The sequence below is a fragment of the Chryseobacterium candidae genome (genome assembly GCF_004916905.1).
Classification (GTDB): domain Bacteria; phylum Bacteroidota; class Bacteroidia; order Flavobacteriales; family Weeksellaceae; genus Chryseobacterium; species Chryseobacterium candidae.
This window is the reverse complement of record NZ_SDLV01000015.1, coordinates 141,106-155,675: the sequence shown is the minus strand read 5'-3', so window position 1 is coordinate 155,675 and position 14,570 is coordinate 141,106. Positions and strand designations below refer to the sequence as shown.

Annotated in this window: 14 protein-coding genes; 8 read left to right on the top strand and 6 right to left on the bottom strand. The window is 35.0% G+C overall.

The genetic code is table 11. The features are described 5' to 3' along the window. Positions 1-22: 22 nt before the first annotated feature. On the top strand, positions 23-160 hold the full coding sequence (locus EK417_RS21025; RefSeq protein WP_168801952.1) for a hypothetical protein: 138 nt from the start codon (positions 23-25) through the stop codon (positions 158-160). A gap of 353 nt (positions 161-513) precedes the next feature. On the opposite strand, the gene EK417_RS08285 is transcribed toward EK417_RS21025, so the two are convergent. Continuing rightward, positions 514-1,698, bottom strand: coding sequence for a DUF1501 domain-containing protein (locus EK417_RS08285; RefSeq protein ID WP_136521879.1), 1,185 nt, complete (start codon positions 1,696-1,698; stop codon positions 514-516). A gap of 171 nt (positions 1,699-1,869) precedes the next feature. Continuing rightward, a complete protein-coding gene (locus EK417_RS08280; protein ID WP_228457912.1) occupies positions 1,870-3,276 on the bottom strand; it encodes a DUF1800 domain-containing protein in 1,407 nt (468 codons plus the stop codon). Positions 3,277-3,656: 380 nt separating this feature from the next. On the opposite strand from EK417_RS08280, the gene EK417_RS08275 reads away from it, so the two are divergent. The 7 genes from EK417_RS08275 (at position 3,657) to EK417_RS08245 (ending at position 10,591) form a co-directional block, all read left to right on the top strand. Continuing rightward, positions 3,657-4,220, top strand: a complete 564-nt coding sequence (locus EK417_RS08275; protein ID WP_076595763.1) for a hypothetical protein — start codon at positions 3,657-3,659, stop codon at positions 4,218-4,220. 116 nt (positions 4,221-4,336) lie between these two features. After that, entirely contained in the window at positions 4,337-5,386 is a 1,050-nt protein-coding gene (locus tag EK417_RS08270) for a glucokinase (RefSeq protein WP_136521878.1), read from the top strand. A gap of 143 nt (positions 5,387-5,529) precedes the next feature. Beyond that, the gene (locus EK417_RS08265; protein WP_076595761.1) at positions 5,530-6,096 is read left to right on the top strand and encodes a YceI family protein; all 567 of its coding nucleotides are present in this window, start codon (positions 5,530-5,532) and stop codon (positions 6,094-6,096) included. Positions 6,097-6,174: 78 nt separating this feature from the next. Continuing rightward, on the top strand, positions 6,175-6,801 hold the full coding sequence (locus EK417_RS08260) for a YceI family protein (RefSeq protein WP_076595760.1): 627 nt from the start codon (positions 6,175-6,177) through the stop codon (positions 6,799-6,801). 177 nt (positions 6,802-6,978) lie between these two features. Further along, the gene (locus EK417_RS08255) at positions 6,979-7,644 is read left to right on the top strand and encodes an alpha/beta hydrolase (RefSeq protein WP_136521877.1); all 666 of its coding nucleotides are present in this window, start codon (positions 6,979-6,981) and stop codon (positions 7,642-7,644) included. Between the two features lie 84 nt (positions 7,645-7,728). Then, positions 7,729-9,072, top strand: a complete 1,344-nt coding sequence (locus tag EK417_RS08250; RefSeq protein ID WP_136521876.1) for an ammonium transporter — start codon at positions 7,729-7,731, stop codon at positions 9,070-9,072. Positions 9,073-9,172: 100 nt separating this feature from the next. After that, positions 9,173-10,591: an L-serine ammonia-lyase gene (locus tag EK417_RS08245; RefSeq protein WP_136521875.1), complete on the top strand. Its 1,419-nt coding sequence runs from the start codon at positions 9,173-9,175 to the stop codon at positions 10,589-10,591. Positions 10,592-10,699: 108 nt separating this feature from the next. On the opposite strand, the gene EK417_RS08240 is transcribed toward EK417_RS08245, so the two are convergent. The 4 genes from EK417_RS08240 to EK417_RS08225 form a co-directional block, all read right to left on the bottom strand. Continuing rightward, positions 10,700-11,542, bottom strand: a complete 843-nt coding sequence (locus tag EK417_RS08240) for a prephenate dehydrogenase (protein WP_136521874.1) — start codon at positions 11,540-11,542, stop codon at positions 10,700-10,702. 258 nt (positions 11,543-11,800) lie between these two features. Beyond that, positions 11,801-12,301 (bottom strand): hypothetical protein, encoded by a 501-nt coding sequence (locus tag EK417_RS08235; RefSeq protein ID WP_136521873.1) that lies wholly within the window; start codon positions 12,299-12,301, stop codon positions 11,801-11,803. A gap of 13 nt (positions 12,302-12,314) precedes the next feature. Next, a complete protein-coding gene (locus tag EK417_RS08230) occupies positions 12,315-13,412 on the bottom strand; it encodes an SH3 domain-containing protein (protein WP_136521872.1) in 1,098 nt (365 codons plus the stop codon). Positions 13,413-13,422: 10 nt separating this feature from the next. Further along, positions 13,423-14,514, bottom strand: a complete 1,092-nt coding sequence (locus EK417_RS08225; RefSeq protein ID WP_136521871.1) for a hypothetical protein — start codon at positions 14,512-14,514, stop codon at positions 13,423-13,425. Positions 14,515-14,570 lie beyond the last annotated feature (56 nt).

The window sequence follows — 14,570 nt, the reverse complement described above, 5'->3', positions numbered from 1 at the left end:
CGTTAACAATACCAAATTAATTATGAAATCAAGAATATTTAAAGCATTAATTGCGATCATAGCACCACTGGCGATAGAGTATATCGTGAAAAAAATATCTGAGAAAATAGATAAAAAACAGGAAGACAAAGAGAGCGAAAAAAAGCAGATTACGGCTTAAATGTAAAAGTAGTTTAAATTTAAAATTATTGAAAAGAGACTGTCATAAGGATGTACGGTCTCTTTTTTTGTTAATGGATCTTTTTGATGAATGCTGAAAACTACCCGGTCAAAAATTTTTTTGAATTTTTGTCAACCTTCCGAGGGAAGGGAATTTTCACGTCTTCGGTTGAGGTGTTGGTCTGGATTATGTTTTTGGGAAAAGAAGGCTGGATTCCTACGGAATGATAAACTGTGTGGATAGACTACCATTCCAATTGTGTCATTCCGGTAAGAATCTAAACATACTTATTATCCATTTTTTTTAGATCAATGCTTCTAAAAAAAAATGTGACTTTTGCGGTTGCGTTTTCCCTATATAAAATCATAAATTCCGTCTTTCCATCCCAATACTTTGGAAGATTCTGCTTTAAGCCAGTTTTTTAAAATCGTAGCATATACTTTTCTGAAATCTTCTTTGTAGATGAGATCACCTTCACTCAGGTTTTGTAGATCAGGAAGAGCATTCAATATGCCTTTTTTCTTAAGGTTTCCACTGATAAAGAACATTTGGTTGGCAGTTCCGTGGTCTGTACCGTTACTGGCATTCTGTGCCACACGGCGGCCAAACTCTGAAAATGTCATTAACAGGATATTTTTGAAAAGACCATTGCTTTTCATATCGGCAACAAAGGATTTTACAGCTTCATTAATATCGTTGAATAACTTTTTCTGTCTGTCATTCTGATTGACGTGTGTATCGAAACTTCCGATCGAAAGATAGTATACCTGAGTATTAATGTCAGATTTTATTAAAGAAGCTACCGTTTTAAAGTCTTTTCCCAACTGAGAATTGGGGTAAATTTGTTCGGTTGTTCTGGCTTTGCTTTTTTCAAAAATATAGTCAGCATTATTAATCGTAGAACCTAAAGTCTGGTAAAGGTAAGAGACGGTTTCATCATCGTGATGGTGGTCATAGAGAGATTTAAAATATTTTTCCTGACTGGTCTGATACAGTCTTTTGGGATCCTTAAAGGCAAATGCTTTATTATTTTCTCCTTTTAATGCAAGGCTTAACATATCATCTACTTCCAGTGCCTGCGTAGGATGGTCGCAGCGATAGCATTCTTCGTCCAGAAAACGCCCCAGCCAGCCTGTTTCCAGAAACTGATCACTTCTGCTTGCCGACTGCCATATATCCATGCTTCGGAAATGCGACTTATCCGGGTTGGGATATCCCACATTATTCATCACAGAAAGCTCTCCGCTGTCAAAAAGCTCTTTGAAATAGGAGAGAGACGGATTGATTCCTGCCTCATCTGTAAGGGGTACAGAGTCCTGAATAGCCAGTGTCTTCCTTTCTCTGAAATAAATATCATTTTTAGCCGGAATGATCGTGTTTAAACCATCATTTCCACCTGTAAACTGAAGAACTACCAGAATGTTCTGGCCGGGATTCAGCGCTTCATCCAGAGTCATGGCTTTTAAGAAATTCGGCATCAGCATGGAAGCGGTAGCCAGTGAACTTATTTTGAGGAATTCTCTTCTTTTGATTAACATAATTTTGCTTTTAGGTTGAAGGTTGCGGGTGATAAGTAGCGGTTTATAGGTTGCTGATTGTAGGGCTGAGCGACATTTTTACTGGCATTCATTTTTATATTAGTAAAAGATAAATAGATGGCAATTAAGCTATGTTTTAACAGCTATTACCTGCAACCTGTAACCTGCAACCTACATCAACTGGTATTCCGGGGTTGACATCAGATTGATAACATTCATTTTTATACTCTTGTCTGAAAAATTCTTTACAGAGCTCATGTCGAGGCTTTTGGTGCTCTGCAGAAGATAATCTTCACAGTTTTTATGGGCGAAAATCTTTTCAATGCGGCCCCAATCGATGGTGATATTGGGATTTTTAAAGCTTTTGTTCAAAGCTGTCTCACGCGGCTTCATTCCCATATCGATATCATCATCCTGGCGGGGACTGTATTCCAAAGGGCGAAGTCCTGACCATATCTGCGGAATCTGAAGTCTCAGCATCAGAGTAGAACTGTCAATCCACGATCTTCCATTTGGCCATCCTGCTACATTGGGTGGATAAAGCAGCATCTGTCCCAATAACTTCTGATAAACGATGAGGTTTTCAGGGTTTTGAATTTGCATAGGAAGGATTCGCATGATTCCTGCCATCAGTTCTACAGGTGATTTTATCCTGTTGCCCATATTCTTCTGATCATAAAACCAGGTGCTCGAAAATATCTCAGTCATTAGCTTTTTGATGTCATATCCTGAATTGTAGAAATTGTTGCTGAGCTTATTGATGATATCCTGATCTGCTTTTTCATTCACAAAAAACTTATAGATCTTTGTTGTAATAAACTGTGCCGTAGCTTTTTGCTCCAAAATAATATTTAAAACATCGCTTCCATCAAAGTTGCCTGTTTTTCCTAAAAAAGTTTTGCTGCCTTCATCATGGAGATTTTTTCTTTCCTTAAAATTCCCTTCTTTATCATAACTCCATCCTGTAAAGGCTCTCGCGCCTTCTCTTACATCCTTTTCAGTGTAGTTTCCTCTTCCCATGGTAAAAAGTTCCATAACTTCACGGGCGAAATTCTCATTAGGATGGTCTTTTTTATTCTGTTGGTTATTGAGAAAGTTAAGCATCGCCGGCGACTGGCTTACTTCAAAAAGCAGATCTTTGAAACTTCCAAGCGCATTTTTTCTGATGGTATTTAAAAGTTGTTTATTGAATCCTGGATTGAGTACCCTTGAGGCAAAATGTCCATGCCAGAAAAAGGCCATCTTTTCTCTCATCTGCTCCTTGCTGTTAACGATGGAGTTCAGGAAATTCAGGTTGAGTTCACTATTTTGCTCTCTGTTAATCCGCTGCATTTCTTTTTTTTTCTCTGCGGGAGCTGTACTGTTCATATAATTCGCTGCTGAAACAGTATCAGGAGTGTCGTAAGTGATTTCGCTGTAGTTTTCTTCTTTAAATAATTCATTAAGTAACGCTTTAATGTTTTTATTTTTCAAATCATCAATTTGATTAATACCAACACCAAAACCTGCGCGCCAAAGAAGATGCTTGTTTTTTGATAATGAATCAGCCATCATGGAGAATTTATTTTTTGATGTCATTTCGGGAAAAAAGTTAAAATAATAAAGGGTTAAGGATTGTTAATATTATTTTTAAGGCTGGAAGCTGGAGGAATGAAGCTGGGAGTTATGGTGAGCAGGAAGAAGAAATTGTCCTTTACTTTAATCATAATAGACATAAGTTTTATATAACAGGATATTACTTCCAGCCTCCATCTTCTTGCTTCCTTCCTTTTTTCTTTAATTCACTTTTTAGCTATCATTTTTGATAATTTTTGTTAAACAAATATTTAAATTTTGTTAAAAATAACGATTTGATAATCATTGTTTTATGAGTTTTTTGAATGTTAAAATCAAAGAAAATCTCTTGCTTGGCATGATTTTTACATCCTCCTGTTTAGTAAAATTTAAAAATTAGAGTTATGAAAATGTTTAAACAAGCAATAGTACTGGCTGGTATTTTAACAGCAGGTATCGCAAGCGCCCAAAGTGCTCAAATGAATAACATGATCAAGGTAGGTGCAAATGTTGGTTTAGCAGTTCCCGCAGATAACCTTTCTGCAGCAGTAGGAGTGGATGTAGCTTACCAGAATCTGATCACACCAGGATTCGGACTGGGTATCGCATCAGGTTATACTCATTATTTTGGAAAAGAAAACAACGGATATAAAAATAATGATGTAGGAGTAGTTCCTGTAGCCGCTTTAATCAGAATTTATCCAAAACAAACCGGTTTCTATTTCGGAACTGATTTAGGATACGGATTCCTTGTTGGAGATAAAACAGTAGCATCCAATACCAATGTTGAAAGAGCTGGCGGAGGTTTCTACCTTAAGCCTGAGATCGGATATCACAACAGAGACTGGAATTTCTTCGTACAGTACCAAAAGGTTTTTGTAGGAACTAAAGGAGATTTGCCAGGTCAGGACTATAATGTGGGGAATATCGGAGTAGGATTCGGTTACAATATTCCATTAGGAAAGTAGTTAGATTTAATATATAAACAATTATTAACCAAAACCTTTTCACGAAAGTGAAAAGGTTTTTTTGTTCTGTGCAGGATTTACAAAAACAATTATTATATTTGGTAAAATTTGAGGTTATGATTCTGAATCCAAAATTTCCACTTTATTTACCAGGAGTAGAGAACAGTAATAATGATAATGTTTCTATCATTGGGGCAAGCCTCCGTGAAGATATAACAATCTTAGGCTATTTCGTTTCCGGGAACGGAGGTCTTGAGATAAAAGTACAAAATACATATGCAACCAAAGAATATGCTTCCTTTTCAGATATCTTAAAGAAGTTTATTCAGGATAATCAGCTTGAAAATGTAAAACGCCTGGGAATGGCAGTGCCAGGTCCTGTATTGGACGGGAAAAGCAGTCCGGCAAGACTAGGTTGGCATTTGGATATTGCTGAATATGTCCGCGATTTCGGGTTTGAAAAAGTGGATATGCTGAATGACCTGGAAGCTTCTGCTTATGGAATGGCTCTTCTTGAAGACAATCATTTGGAAGCTATCTATACAAGCGGACATCTTGAAAAAGGAAATGTAGCGGTTCTTGCTCCCGGAAACGGATTGGGAGAAGCGGGATATTTCTTTGACGGAAAATACCTGAGACCTTTTGCAACAGAAGGAGGACACTCAGAGTTTTCTCCAAGAACCAACGTGGAAGTTGAATTTTACCAGTTCTTAAATAATATCTATGGTATTGTAAGCTGGGAAAATGTACTATCCAAGTCAGGGTTATTCAATATATACAGATTCCTGAGAGACGTAAAAAGGCATCCTGAGCCGGAATGGTTAGGAGAACGTCTTGCGCAGGGGAATTTTGTGGAAGAGCTTTATAAAGCTGCTGTAGAGGAGAATGTTTTAATCTGCAGAATTGCTTTAGATACTTTCCTTGAATTTCTGGCAAGGGAAGCGAACAACTTAACATTAAAATTGAAAGCTACCGGAGGATTACTGATTGCCGGAGATATTCCTCAGATGATTGCAGAATATATTGATAAGGCAAAATTCTATGAGAAATTCAAGATCAGTGATAAAATGGAGGAAATGCTTAAAAATACTCCCATCTATCTGGTCAAGCAAAATCACACTGCATTAAATGGTATAGCACTTTATACGGCTTACTATCAGGAATAAAAGAAAGCTCCGAAGAAATTCGGAGCTTTTTTATGAGATGATATTATTCATGAAAATAATAAATTTTCTTGATATACATCAATGAAATCTATTAAGTAAGATACCTACCTTTGTATCGTTAAATAAGTAAACAACTCTATTCAATGAAAAAAATATTTTTATTAGCAGTTTTAGCTGGTGGTCTGGCTTTCGGACAGTCGAAAAAAGTAGTAGCATCTGATGTACACTGGTGGGGATATAAAGTAGCAAAATCTGAGGCCAGCTCTCATGAAGGTACTGTAAAAGTAAAGTCCGGAGATATGGTAATGAAAGGAAACCAATTGGTAGGCGGAAGCTTCGTATTGGATATGACTTCAATTAACTCTACTGACCTTACAGGAGAATATCAGCAGAAATTAAACGGACACCTTAAAAATGGTGACTTCTTTGAAGTTGAAAAATTCCCTACTGCAACCTTTAAAATTACAGGAGTAAAGAAAAACAATGATAAAATCTACAATTCTCTTGTAACAGGAAACCTTACTGTAAAAGGAAAAACCAGCCCAATCTCTTTCCCTGCGAAGATTTCTTACAGCAAAGGAGTAGTAAGTTTGGTATCCAATAAATTCTCTTTCGACAGACAGAAATTTGACGTAGCTTATAAGTCTACTATGCAGGATGTTTTTGTGAAAGATGATATTGATATGCTTGTAAAGGTAACTGCTCAATAAATTAATCAAAAAAAGATTGTTAAAAGTGTAGAAGTTCTACACTTTTTTTTATTTTTGTTGAATTGTAAATAAAAAAGAATGAAAAGATTACTATTGTTTGCTATGGTGTGCGCAAGCATGTCGTTTGTTTCTGCCCAGAAGAAATTTGATAAAGTGTCAAAAGTGACTTCATCAGAGATCAGATGGTGGGGGTATAAAGTGGTGAAAACCGAAGAAACATCCCATTCAGGAACAGTAAAACTGAAAAGCGGAAAATTTAACTTTGACCATACGGTTCTGGTAGATGGAGAGTTTGTAATAGATATGAGAAGTCTGATGGCGGGCGATGTGTCTGATGAAGATCAGATCAAGCTTACTAATGATCTGAAAAGCTCAAACTTCTTTGAAGTGAAAAAATTTCCTGTTGCAAAATTCCATTTGACTAAAATTATTCCATTAGCAAACAGTGAATACAACTCTACAGTGTACGGTGACCTTACCCTTAAAGGAGTGAGAAAAACAATTTCTTTCCCTGCCAATGTATACGTTACTCAGTTCACAACTTCTATTGAGTCTGCAAAGTTTTCTCTGAACAGAAGAGACTTTAAAGTATTCTATCAGTCTTCATTGAAAGATTATTTCATTAAGAACGAAATGGATATCCAATTCAAAGTTACTACAGAAATGCTGGATAACGAGAACAGGGTTCCGAAAAAGAAAAAATAAGATGTATTTATTAATACAGAAGAGCAGTTCATGAGAATTGCTCTTTTTTAATGCCAAAGTTGTTTAAACTTTTGTGCTTTTTGTTGTTAAAATAATGATTATAAAAGTTTAAACAGCCTCGCTGTTAAATCTAAGGAGTACATTCTTTTGTTTCCGTATTTTTTATAAATTAGTGCTATGAAAATTTATATCGTAAGCGGTCTGGGAGCAGACTTCAAGGTCCTTGAAAGAATAGAGTTTCCCAAACATTGTGAATTGATTTTTATAGACTGGCTTATTCCTGAAAAAAATGAGCCTTTCGGTGCTTATGTTAAAAGAATGGCGGAAAAAATAGATGATTCCGAGCCTTTCTGCCTGCTGGGCTATTCTTTCGGAGGAATTATTGTTCAGGAGATCAATCAACTGAAACCTGCAGAAAAAGTGGTGATCCTGGGAAGTATAAAATCCGACAGGGAAAAATCCAGATTCATCAGGACAGGTGAAGTTACCAAAATTCCAAGAATTCTTCCTGTAAGCTTGTTCAACGACAAAGCTGCTAATGTATATGCTGTGATCCGAAAGCTTTTTGATCCTAAAAATCCTAAACTCCTTCAATATTTTAAAGTAAGAGATCCTTATTATCTGAAATGGTCCGTAGAAAAGGTTTCTGAATGGAAATTTGAGGAGAATCCCAATGTCATTCAGATATTAGGTGATAAAGACATTGTTTTCCCCATCCGCTATTCCAATCCGAATTATGTGGTGAAAGGAGGGACACATCTTTTTCCGGCCACCAAATCTAAAGAAGTTTCCAAAATACTGAAAGAAGTGTTTTCGGAAAAAATAGAAAAAACCACTAGTTGAATATTTTTTTTAGGGGTGTTTGGTTTAAAAATATGATTTTTATAGAATTTATGTTTAAATTTGATAGGGTTAAATATAAATTTCATGAAAATAGGATTAAAATGGATCATCTCATTCTGTGTTATTGCAATCGTTGCCATAGGCGGCTTGTTCTGGAATCCGGCTGCGGATATTCCTGATACAGGAGAATTTTTAAGTGAAGATAAAATTGTAGGTGCTGATGTTGCCTGGATTCTGGCGGCTGCGGGTCTTGTCCTGTTGATGACTCCCGGGCTTTCCTTTTTTTACGGAGGAATGGTCGGGAGAAAAAATGTAATTTCTACCATGCTGCAGAGCTTTATTGCTTTAGGCGTTATCTCCATGGTTTGGGTGGTTGTAGGGTTTTCTCTATCCTTCGGTGAATCTATCGGGATTACAATTGCCGGAAAGCATTACGGTATCATTGGAAATCCGCTCAGTTACCCCTTTTTTAGTGGAGTAGGAAATCTTCCTCATAAACTGATGGCTCCCACAATTCCTTTTATTCTTTTTGCCCTGTTTCAGATGAAATTTGCGGTTATCACTCCGGCTATTATTACCGGATCTTTTGCGGAAAGAGTTCGTTTTATATCTTATTTATTATTCATTGTTCTTTTCAGCCTGTTTATTTATACACCGCTTTGTCATATGGTATGGCATCCTGATGGTCTTTTAAACAAATATTTTGGGGTGAAAGACTTTGCAGGGGGAACCGTGGTGCATATGAGTGCCGGTTTTGCTGCGCTTGCCGGCGCTTTGGTGGTAGGAAACCGGAAAAACCCTCACCATGAGCCTTCCAATATTCCGTATGTACTTCTGGGAACTGGAATGTTGTGGTTCGGATGGTTTGGATTTAATGCAGGATCTGCTTTGAGTGCTTCTGCTTCTGCGGCTACAGCTTTTGGAACAACCACCATAGCGTCTGCTTCCGCGATGATGACCTGGATCTTTTTTGACAGGATCAACGGGAGAAGTGTTTCCGCTTTGGGAGCCTGTATCGGAGCTGTAGTGGGACTTGTTGCTATTACTCCGGGATGTGGTTTTGTAAGCATCCGGGAAAGCCTTTTTATCGGGTTTATTACTGCGATTGTTTCTAACCTGATGGTGAACTGGAAGGTTTTAAAAAAAGTAGATGATACCCTGGATGTTTTTGCCTGCCATGGAGTAGGAGGAATTATGGGAATGATCCTTACCGCTATCTTTGCACATGGTGAAAAAGCTAGTCTCCTTCATGGCGGAGTTGATGTTTTTCTTCATCATATGGCAGCCCTTGTTTTGGTATCTGTTTTTACTTTTTTAGGTTCATTAATTTTATATAAACTTACTGATTCAATAATCACATTAAGAGTTTCCGAAGAGTCCGAAAATAAAGGACTTGATCTTTCTCAGCATGAGGAATGCCTGCAATAGTTTCTATATTGTGATGATATGTTGATTTCATTAAAAATTTGAAGATTGATTTTAGGATTTATCATGTATCTTTGTTTTTGAGGAAAATGACGAATCATTTATGGAATCAATATCGGTTTTTGAAATTATTAAGGTAGGAATAGGCCCATCCAGTTCGCATACAATGGGACCTTGGAATGCAGCGGCTGCATTTATCAGGATTATTAAAAGAGAAAGATCAATAGAAGAAGTTAAAGAGGTTTTTCTTGAATTTTTTGGCTCACTCGCAAAAACGGGGATTGGTCACGGAACTGATATTGCAGGAATGCTTGGGTTGAACGGGGAGGATTTTAAAACGATCAATACTTCAAAAATTGATGAAAAAATAGAATACATCAAGAGTACTCAAACCATTAATCTTGGTGGTGAAAAGGTAATTCCGTTTATCTACGGACATCATTTGATTTTAAACATGAAAAAGAGCCTTGATTTTCATCCGAACGGAATGATCTTCAGAGCTGTTTTCGAAGACGGAACAGAGCTTGTGCAGGATTTTTATTCTGTAGGAGGTGGTTTCATTGCCAGCCAGGAAAAAAACTCTATTCAAAAGCAGTGTGTACGTACATTGTATCCTTGTCATAAAGCTTCGGATATCGCAAAATATTGTGAAAAGCTGGGATTTGATAAAATGTCAGATTTGATTTTCATGAATGAAGAAAGCTGGAGAACTCAGGAAGAAACGAGACAGGAAGCACTTTATATCTGGCAGCAGATCAAAGAATGTATTTATAAAGGGGTCAATAAGGAAGGAATTCTTCCTGGCGGACTGAATGTTTCCCGAAGAGCCGCAGGAATCAACAGAAAGCTGCTCGGAGATAAAATCTATAAAAACAAAGACGAATGGTTTCAGCAGGTAGTAGACGCTGAAGAAAACTTTACCAATATCAACAAATGGATTGCCTGTTTTGCACTGGCAGTGAATGAAGAAAATGCAAGTTTCGGAAGGATTATTACCGCACCTACCAATGGAGCGAGTGGAGTTATTCCTGCAGTATTGATGTATTCTCAGGCATTTACACCATTTACGAGTGAGGAGGATATTATAAGATTCCTGCTTGTGGCAGGAGAAATCGGGACCTTATTCAAGAAAAATGCAACCATTTCTGCAGCAATGGGAGGATGTCAGGCGGAAATCGGAGTATCTTCTGCAATGGCAGCAGCCGGACTTACAGAAATCTTAGGAGGAAGTGTAGGACAGGTATTGATGGCGGCAGAAATTGCGATGGAACATCACCTTGGATTAACCTGCGATCCAATTAAAGGGCTGGTACAGATTCCATGTATTGAAAGGAATACGATGGGCGCGATGAAAGCGATTACCGCAGCCAATATCGCATTGGAAAGTGATCCCACCAAAGCAAAAGTAACATTGGATGAAGTGATTCTGACCATGTGGGAAACCGCTCAGTCGATGAGCGACCGTTTTAAAGAAACTTCGGAAGGCGGACTGGCCATTGCAGTCAATGTTCCGGAATGTTAATAGAAATCATTTTATTTCAAAATATAAAACCCTTAGCCACAATGACTAAGGGTTTCTTAATAAAATAAAAGTAAAAACCGTCGGGCTTTTAGTATCGTATAAAGGATTTTATCTTAAAATTCCTCTGATTCTGTTGGCGTTGGAAATCAATTCCTCCAGATATTCATAGTTTTCTTTTTCAAGCGCAGATTTAAATTTTCTGAGCTGAGTGATATGTTCGTTCAGAACGTCCAGTACATTTTCTTTGTTTTGTTTAAAGATAGGAACCCACATTTCCGGATGCGACTTGGCAAGACGAACGGTACTTGAAAAACCGGAACTGGCAAGCTGAAAAATCGTTTCTTCTTCACGTTCTTTTTCCAATACGGTATTGGCAAGGGCGTAAGATGTGATATGGGAGATATGGGAAATATAAGCGGTATGAACATCATGATCTTCTGCATTCATATAAATCATGTGCATATCCAGAGCATGGACTACTTTTTCAACGGTAGCCAGAGCATCATCAGCTGATTCTTCTTTGTTGCAGATGACACCTGCTTTTCCCGAGAAACTTTCTGCAATGGCAGATTTTGGACCATTGTTTTCTGTTCCCCACATTGGGTGAAACGCTACAAATCTTGAACGCTTCGGATGGTCTTTCACAGCATTTACAATTCCTGCTTTGGTAGAGCCTGCATCCATTACGGTCTGCTGGTCAGACACAAGATCCAGAACAGAAGGCAATAGTTTTCGTGCAGCATCTACAGGAATAGCAAGAATAATCAGATCCGAATTTTTAATTCCATGTTCAAGATCTACTCCTGCATCAATGATTTTAATTTCCAATGCGTCACTGATATGCTGTGTATTGTTATCGATTCCGTAGATGAAGCCGGCGATGTTTTTCTCTCTTAATTTCAAAGCCATCGAACCTCCGATTAATCCCACTCCAATAATACTTATTTTCATCTTTTTTACATTTTTTAAAATAAAAAAACCTCGTCCCTAGGACGAGGTTTTAAATTATATTCATAAGAATCCCTATCCCAGAGCTGAGGTAAAAATTCTATAATAATATGTTCCGTTGTTAAAATTCACGTAGCAAAGGTAAAAATATTTTTTAAATGAAACGAAATTTCTTTTCGAAATTGTATATAGATGGGGGGAATTGGTTTTTTGAGGATGGTTTTTAGGCTTTTACATTGCTGCATCAGTTCTAGCATCCTATTATTTCAATTTCTGTAAAGGCATCTCATTATTTCCGGGGTTTATAAAGTATATGGGATTTCCTGAAATAAAGTAATTGTCATCTGATTTTTCAATGTAAATAATTCCCATCTCATCAGAAGAATCATCATACTTTATTTTAATTTTTTGATGATTAACTTCTTCAGCATTTAATTTAGAATATTTATTTGTTGTTCCTTCTTCAGTAACATCTATAGAAATGTCTTCAAGAGAATTTATTGTAATGTTAAAAACAGTTTTTGCTTCGTCTCTATTTGATGCTTCAAAATAATATTCTCCTTTCCAGAAATCAATATTATTTTTTTTAAAATTATTATCTGTTACTACTGTTGATGACTCATTTTCATTATGAGAAATTAAGGAGTCAGTTTTGTTTAATTCTGTCTTATTTATTGCAGTTATGCTTTTTTGCTCTTTTTTCTGCTCACATGAGTATGATAGAAATATGAGCGATAGTGAAATTAAAAAGTTTTTCATCATTTGATTAAGTTATTTATTCAGATTTTATCCTGCTTTTGTGAACATATCCTTTTTTACCTTCTTTAGAAACCACTAACCACCAATCTCCGTTTTGATCTAAAACTTCTACTTGTTCACCGGTTTTAATCTTTTGAAGAATTTGTGCTGTTGTATTTTTATCTTTTCTTAGATTAGTAAAACCGTCTGGATCTACTATTGTTGAATATTTTTTTTCTTGATTATCTTCCTGAAGAAGACCATAATCTTTTGAGTATTTTTCAAGGGAAGTATAACCATAATAATTATTTTTTTGAAAAGATTTCTTTAGTTCTGGGTGAGAAATATAGACATTATTTAATAGTAAGTATGATTTGTCAGATTGGATATCAACATTTTCCTTACCTGTAAAGCCAAGTTGTAAAAGATAAGCAATAGCCTTCTCTATTGAAGAATGTTCAATACCATTTGTTTTTATAATAGTATCTTTATTATCAGCAAGATAAGTTGTTAATACATACAGAAAAGAATCTTTGGATTTTAAACTTTCTAATAGTTTTTCTCTAATTTTAGATGAATTTGTATTGTTATTATAAAATATAAATGCTAGCCTGGAACTTTGTTCAATATCATCCCAGCTTTGAATATTTTTAACCGCAGAGTTAAAAAGGGTTTCATTTTTTTCATAATTAAATAAGACTACTAAATCAGTTGCAAGACCAGGATTTTTAGTTGCTACACTTAAAATCGATGTTAAATCATTCTGATAAATAATTTTATTCAGAGTTAATAATTCCTCAAAATAAGGATATTTTTGATTATTATTTATGCTTGCCCTAACATTATCTAAATCAGGTATAATATCATTACCTATTTTAATATATTTTCCCTCCTTTGATATCTGATAATTGGTAGCCTCATTAAAAATTAAAATATTATTATATCCGTCTTGAAGTTTATCAGATTTGATACCAAGTAAATCCATATTTATTTTATCAAAATTTTCCTTGGTATTTTTGAATTTTTGATTGGTAAAATAACTTTCAATTATTTCTGTTTCTATTATATTCTCTTCTTGCTTGCCTGAACAAGAAAAGAATATAAATGATAATAGAATTAAAAAGGATTTCATCATTGAGTTTTATTTATTCTTTTTCTAATTCCTGCCAATCTTTATTTATAAATCTCTTACTTTTTATAAAATATTTTTTATTCTCATTTTTTAAATAAAAGTCATCGATATCATCTTGATCACATTTTCCTTTTGCATGTAAAATATTATCCTCCTTAATTAAACGATATTCTCCTTCACACCAATAATCTTCCACATTTTCTGCTCCAATACTTAAAATTGCTTTTTGGTTCGATTCGACCGTTATTGAATAAAGAATATTTGTTTCATTATTATCAAATTGACTGATGGCCTTGGTTGAAATTTTATAAGAGCCTTTCCAATCATTATTGCTAGTTGTAAATTCTGTATTTTTAATACTTTGATTGTCAGGTGTATTGCTGTCAATATTTTTTGTGAAAATAATAGATTTTTTAAGGGGGCTACCAATTAAATTAATTATTATAGATTCATAATCAATATACATTCCTAAATCTTTTTCTATATCCAATGCGGCAATAGAATTCTTATTTATATTTTTAAGTTTGTTATAATTATTAAAATCTGTAATACAGCAAGTTTTAAGTTCTTCGTCAGGAATATTAGAGTAATAATTTATATAATATTCATAAGCCTTTTCTTTTATTTTTGAATTATTTTTAACAATAAAATTTTGTAATTCTTTATTATTTTTCAGTTTTGAAAATAAAGGAATTGTAGAATTTTTATCAATAGTAACAGGTATATTGAAGTTTAAGGGAATAAATTTATTAGCTTTTTCAGTTCCATTAAAAAAAAGAGCTACTTTATAAATTAGATCAATTTTTTTTATTAAGGAATTACTTTTTTCAATAATAATCTTCTTACCATCAAAGTTATCTGATTCTATAAAATTTTTATATACAAAAATAGAATCTTTAATATTCTTGATTTCGAAATCTTCACGTGGAGAATTGTTTATAGTATTCAATTTTCCAATGAAAATATTCTCACCTTCAGACAATGTGATTTTTAGAAATTCATTTAAATTTTTTTGAGTAGGAATATTTACTAAGTTATCTGGATTTTTTTGACATGAAGCTACGGTCGAAAATGCTAAAATTGCTATAAATAATATACCCTTCATTAATTCAAAGTTTTTACATTCAGTGATTTTATGGTCTCTAATTTATAATAAATTGA

What these genes read in the sequence shown, in the direction of transcription:
- EK417_RS08270 (WP_136521878.1), top strand. Translation starts at nt 4,337, where the DNA reads ATGATTCTGAATCCAAAATTTCCACTTTATTTACCAGGAGTAGAGAAC.
- EK417_RS08240 (WP_136521874.1), bottom strand. Translation starts at nt 11,542, where the DNA reads ATGAAAATAAGTATTATTGGAGTGGGATTAATCGGAGGTTCGATGGCT.
- EK417_RS08230 (WP_136521872.1), bottom strand. Translation starts at nt 13,412, where the DNA reads ATGATGAAATCCTTTTTAATTCTATTATCATTTATATTCTTTTCTTGT.
- EK417_RS08250 (WP_136521876.1), top strand. Translation starts at nt 7,729, where the DNA reads ATGAAAATAGGATTAAAATGGATCATCTCATTCTGTGTTATTGCAATC.
- EK417_RS08265 (WP_076595761.1), top strand. Translation starts at nt 5,530, where the DNA reads ATGAAAAAAATATTTTTATTAGCAGTTTTAGCTGGTGGTCTGGCTTTC.
- EK417_RS08285 (WP_136521879.1), bottom strand. Translation starts at nt 1,698, where the DNA reads ATGTTAATCAAAAGAAGAGAATTCCTCAAAATAAGTTCACTGGCTACC.
- EK417_RS08235 (WP_136521873.1), bottom strand. Translation starts at nt 12,301, where the DNA reads ATGATGAAAAACTTTTTAATTTCACTATCGCTCATATTTCTATCATAC.
- EK417_RS08275 (WP_076595763.1), top strand. Translation starts at nt 3,657, where the DNA reads ATGAAAATGTTTAAACAAGCAATAGTACTGGCTGGTATTTTAACAGCA.
- EK417_RS08280 (WP_228457912.1), bottom strand. Translation starts at nt 3,276, where the DNA reads ATGACATCAAAAAATAAATTCTCCATGATGGCTGATTCATTATCAAAA.
- EK417_RS21025 (WP_168801952.1), top strand. Translation starts at nt 23, where the DNA reads ATGAAATCAAGAATATTTAAAGCATTAATTGCGATCATAGCACCACTG.
- EK417_RS08225 (WP_136521871.1), bottom strand. Translation starts at nt 14,514, where the DNA reads ATGAAGGGTATATTATTTATAGCAATTTTAGCATTTTCGACCGTAGCT.
- EK417_RS08255 (WP_136521877.1), top strand. Translation starts at nt 6,979, where the DNA reads ATGAAAATTTATATCGTAAGCGGTCTGGGAGCAGACTTCAAGGTCCTT.
- EK417_RS08260 (WP_076595760.1), top strand. Translation starts at nt 6,175, where the DNA reads ATGAAAAGATTACTATTGTTTGCTATGGTGTGCGCAAGCATGTCGTTT.
- EK417_RS08245 (WP_136521875.1), top strand. Translation starts at nt 9,173, where the DNA reads ATGGAATCAATATCGGTTTTTGAAATTATTAAGGTAGGAATAGGCCCA.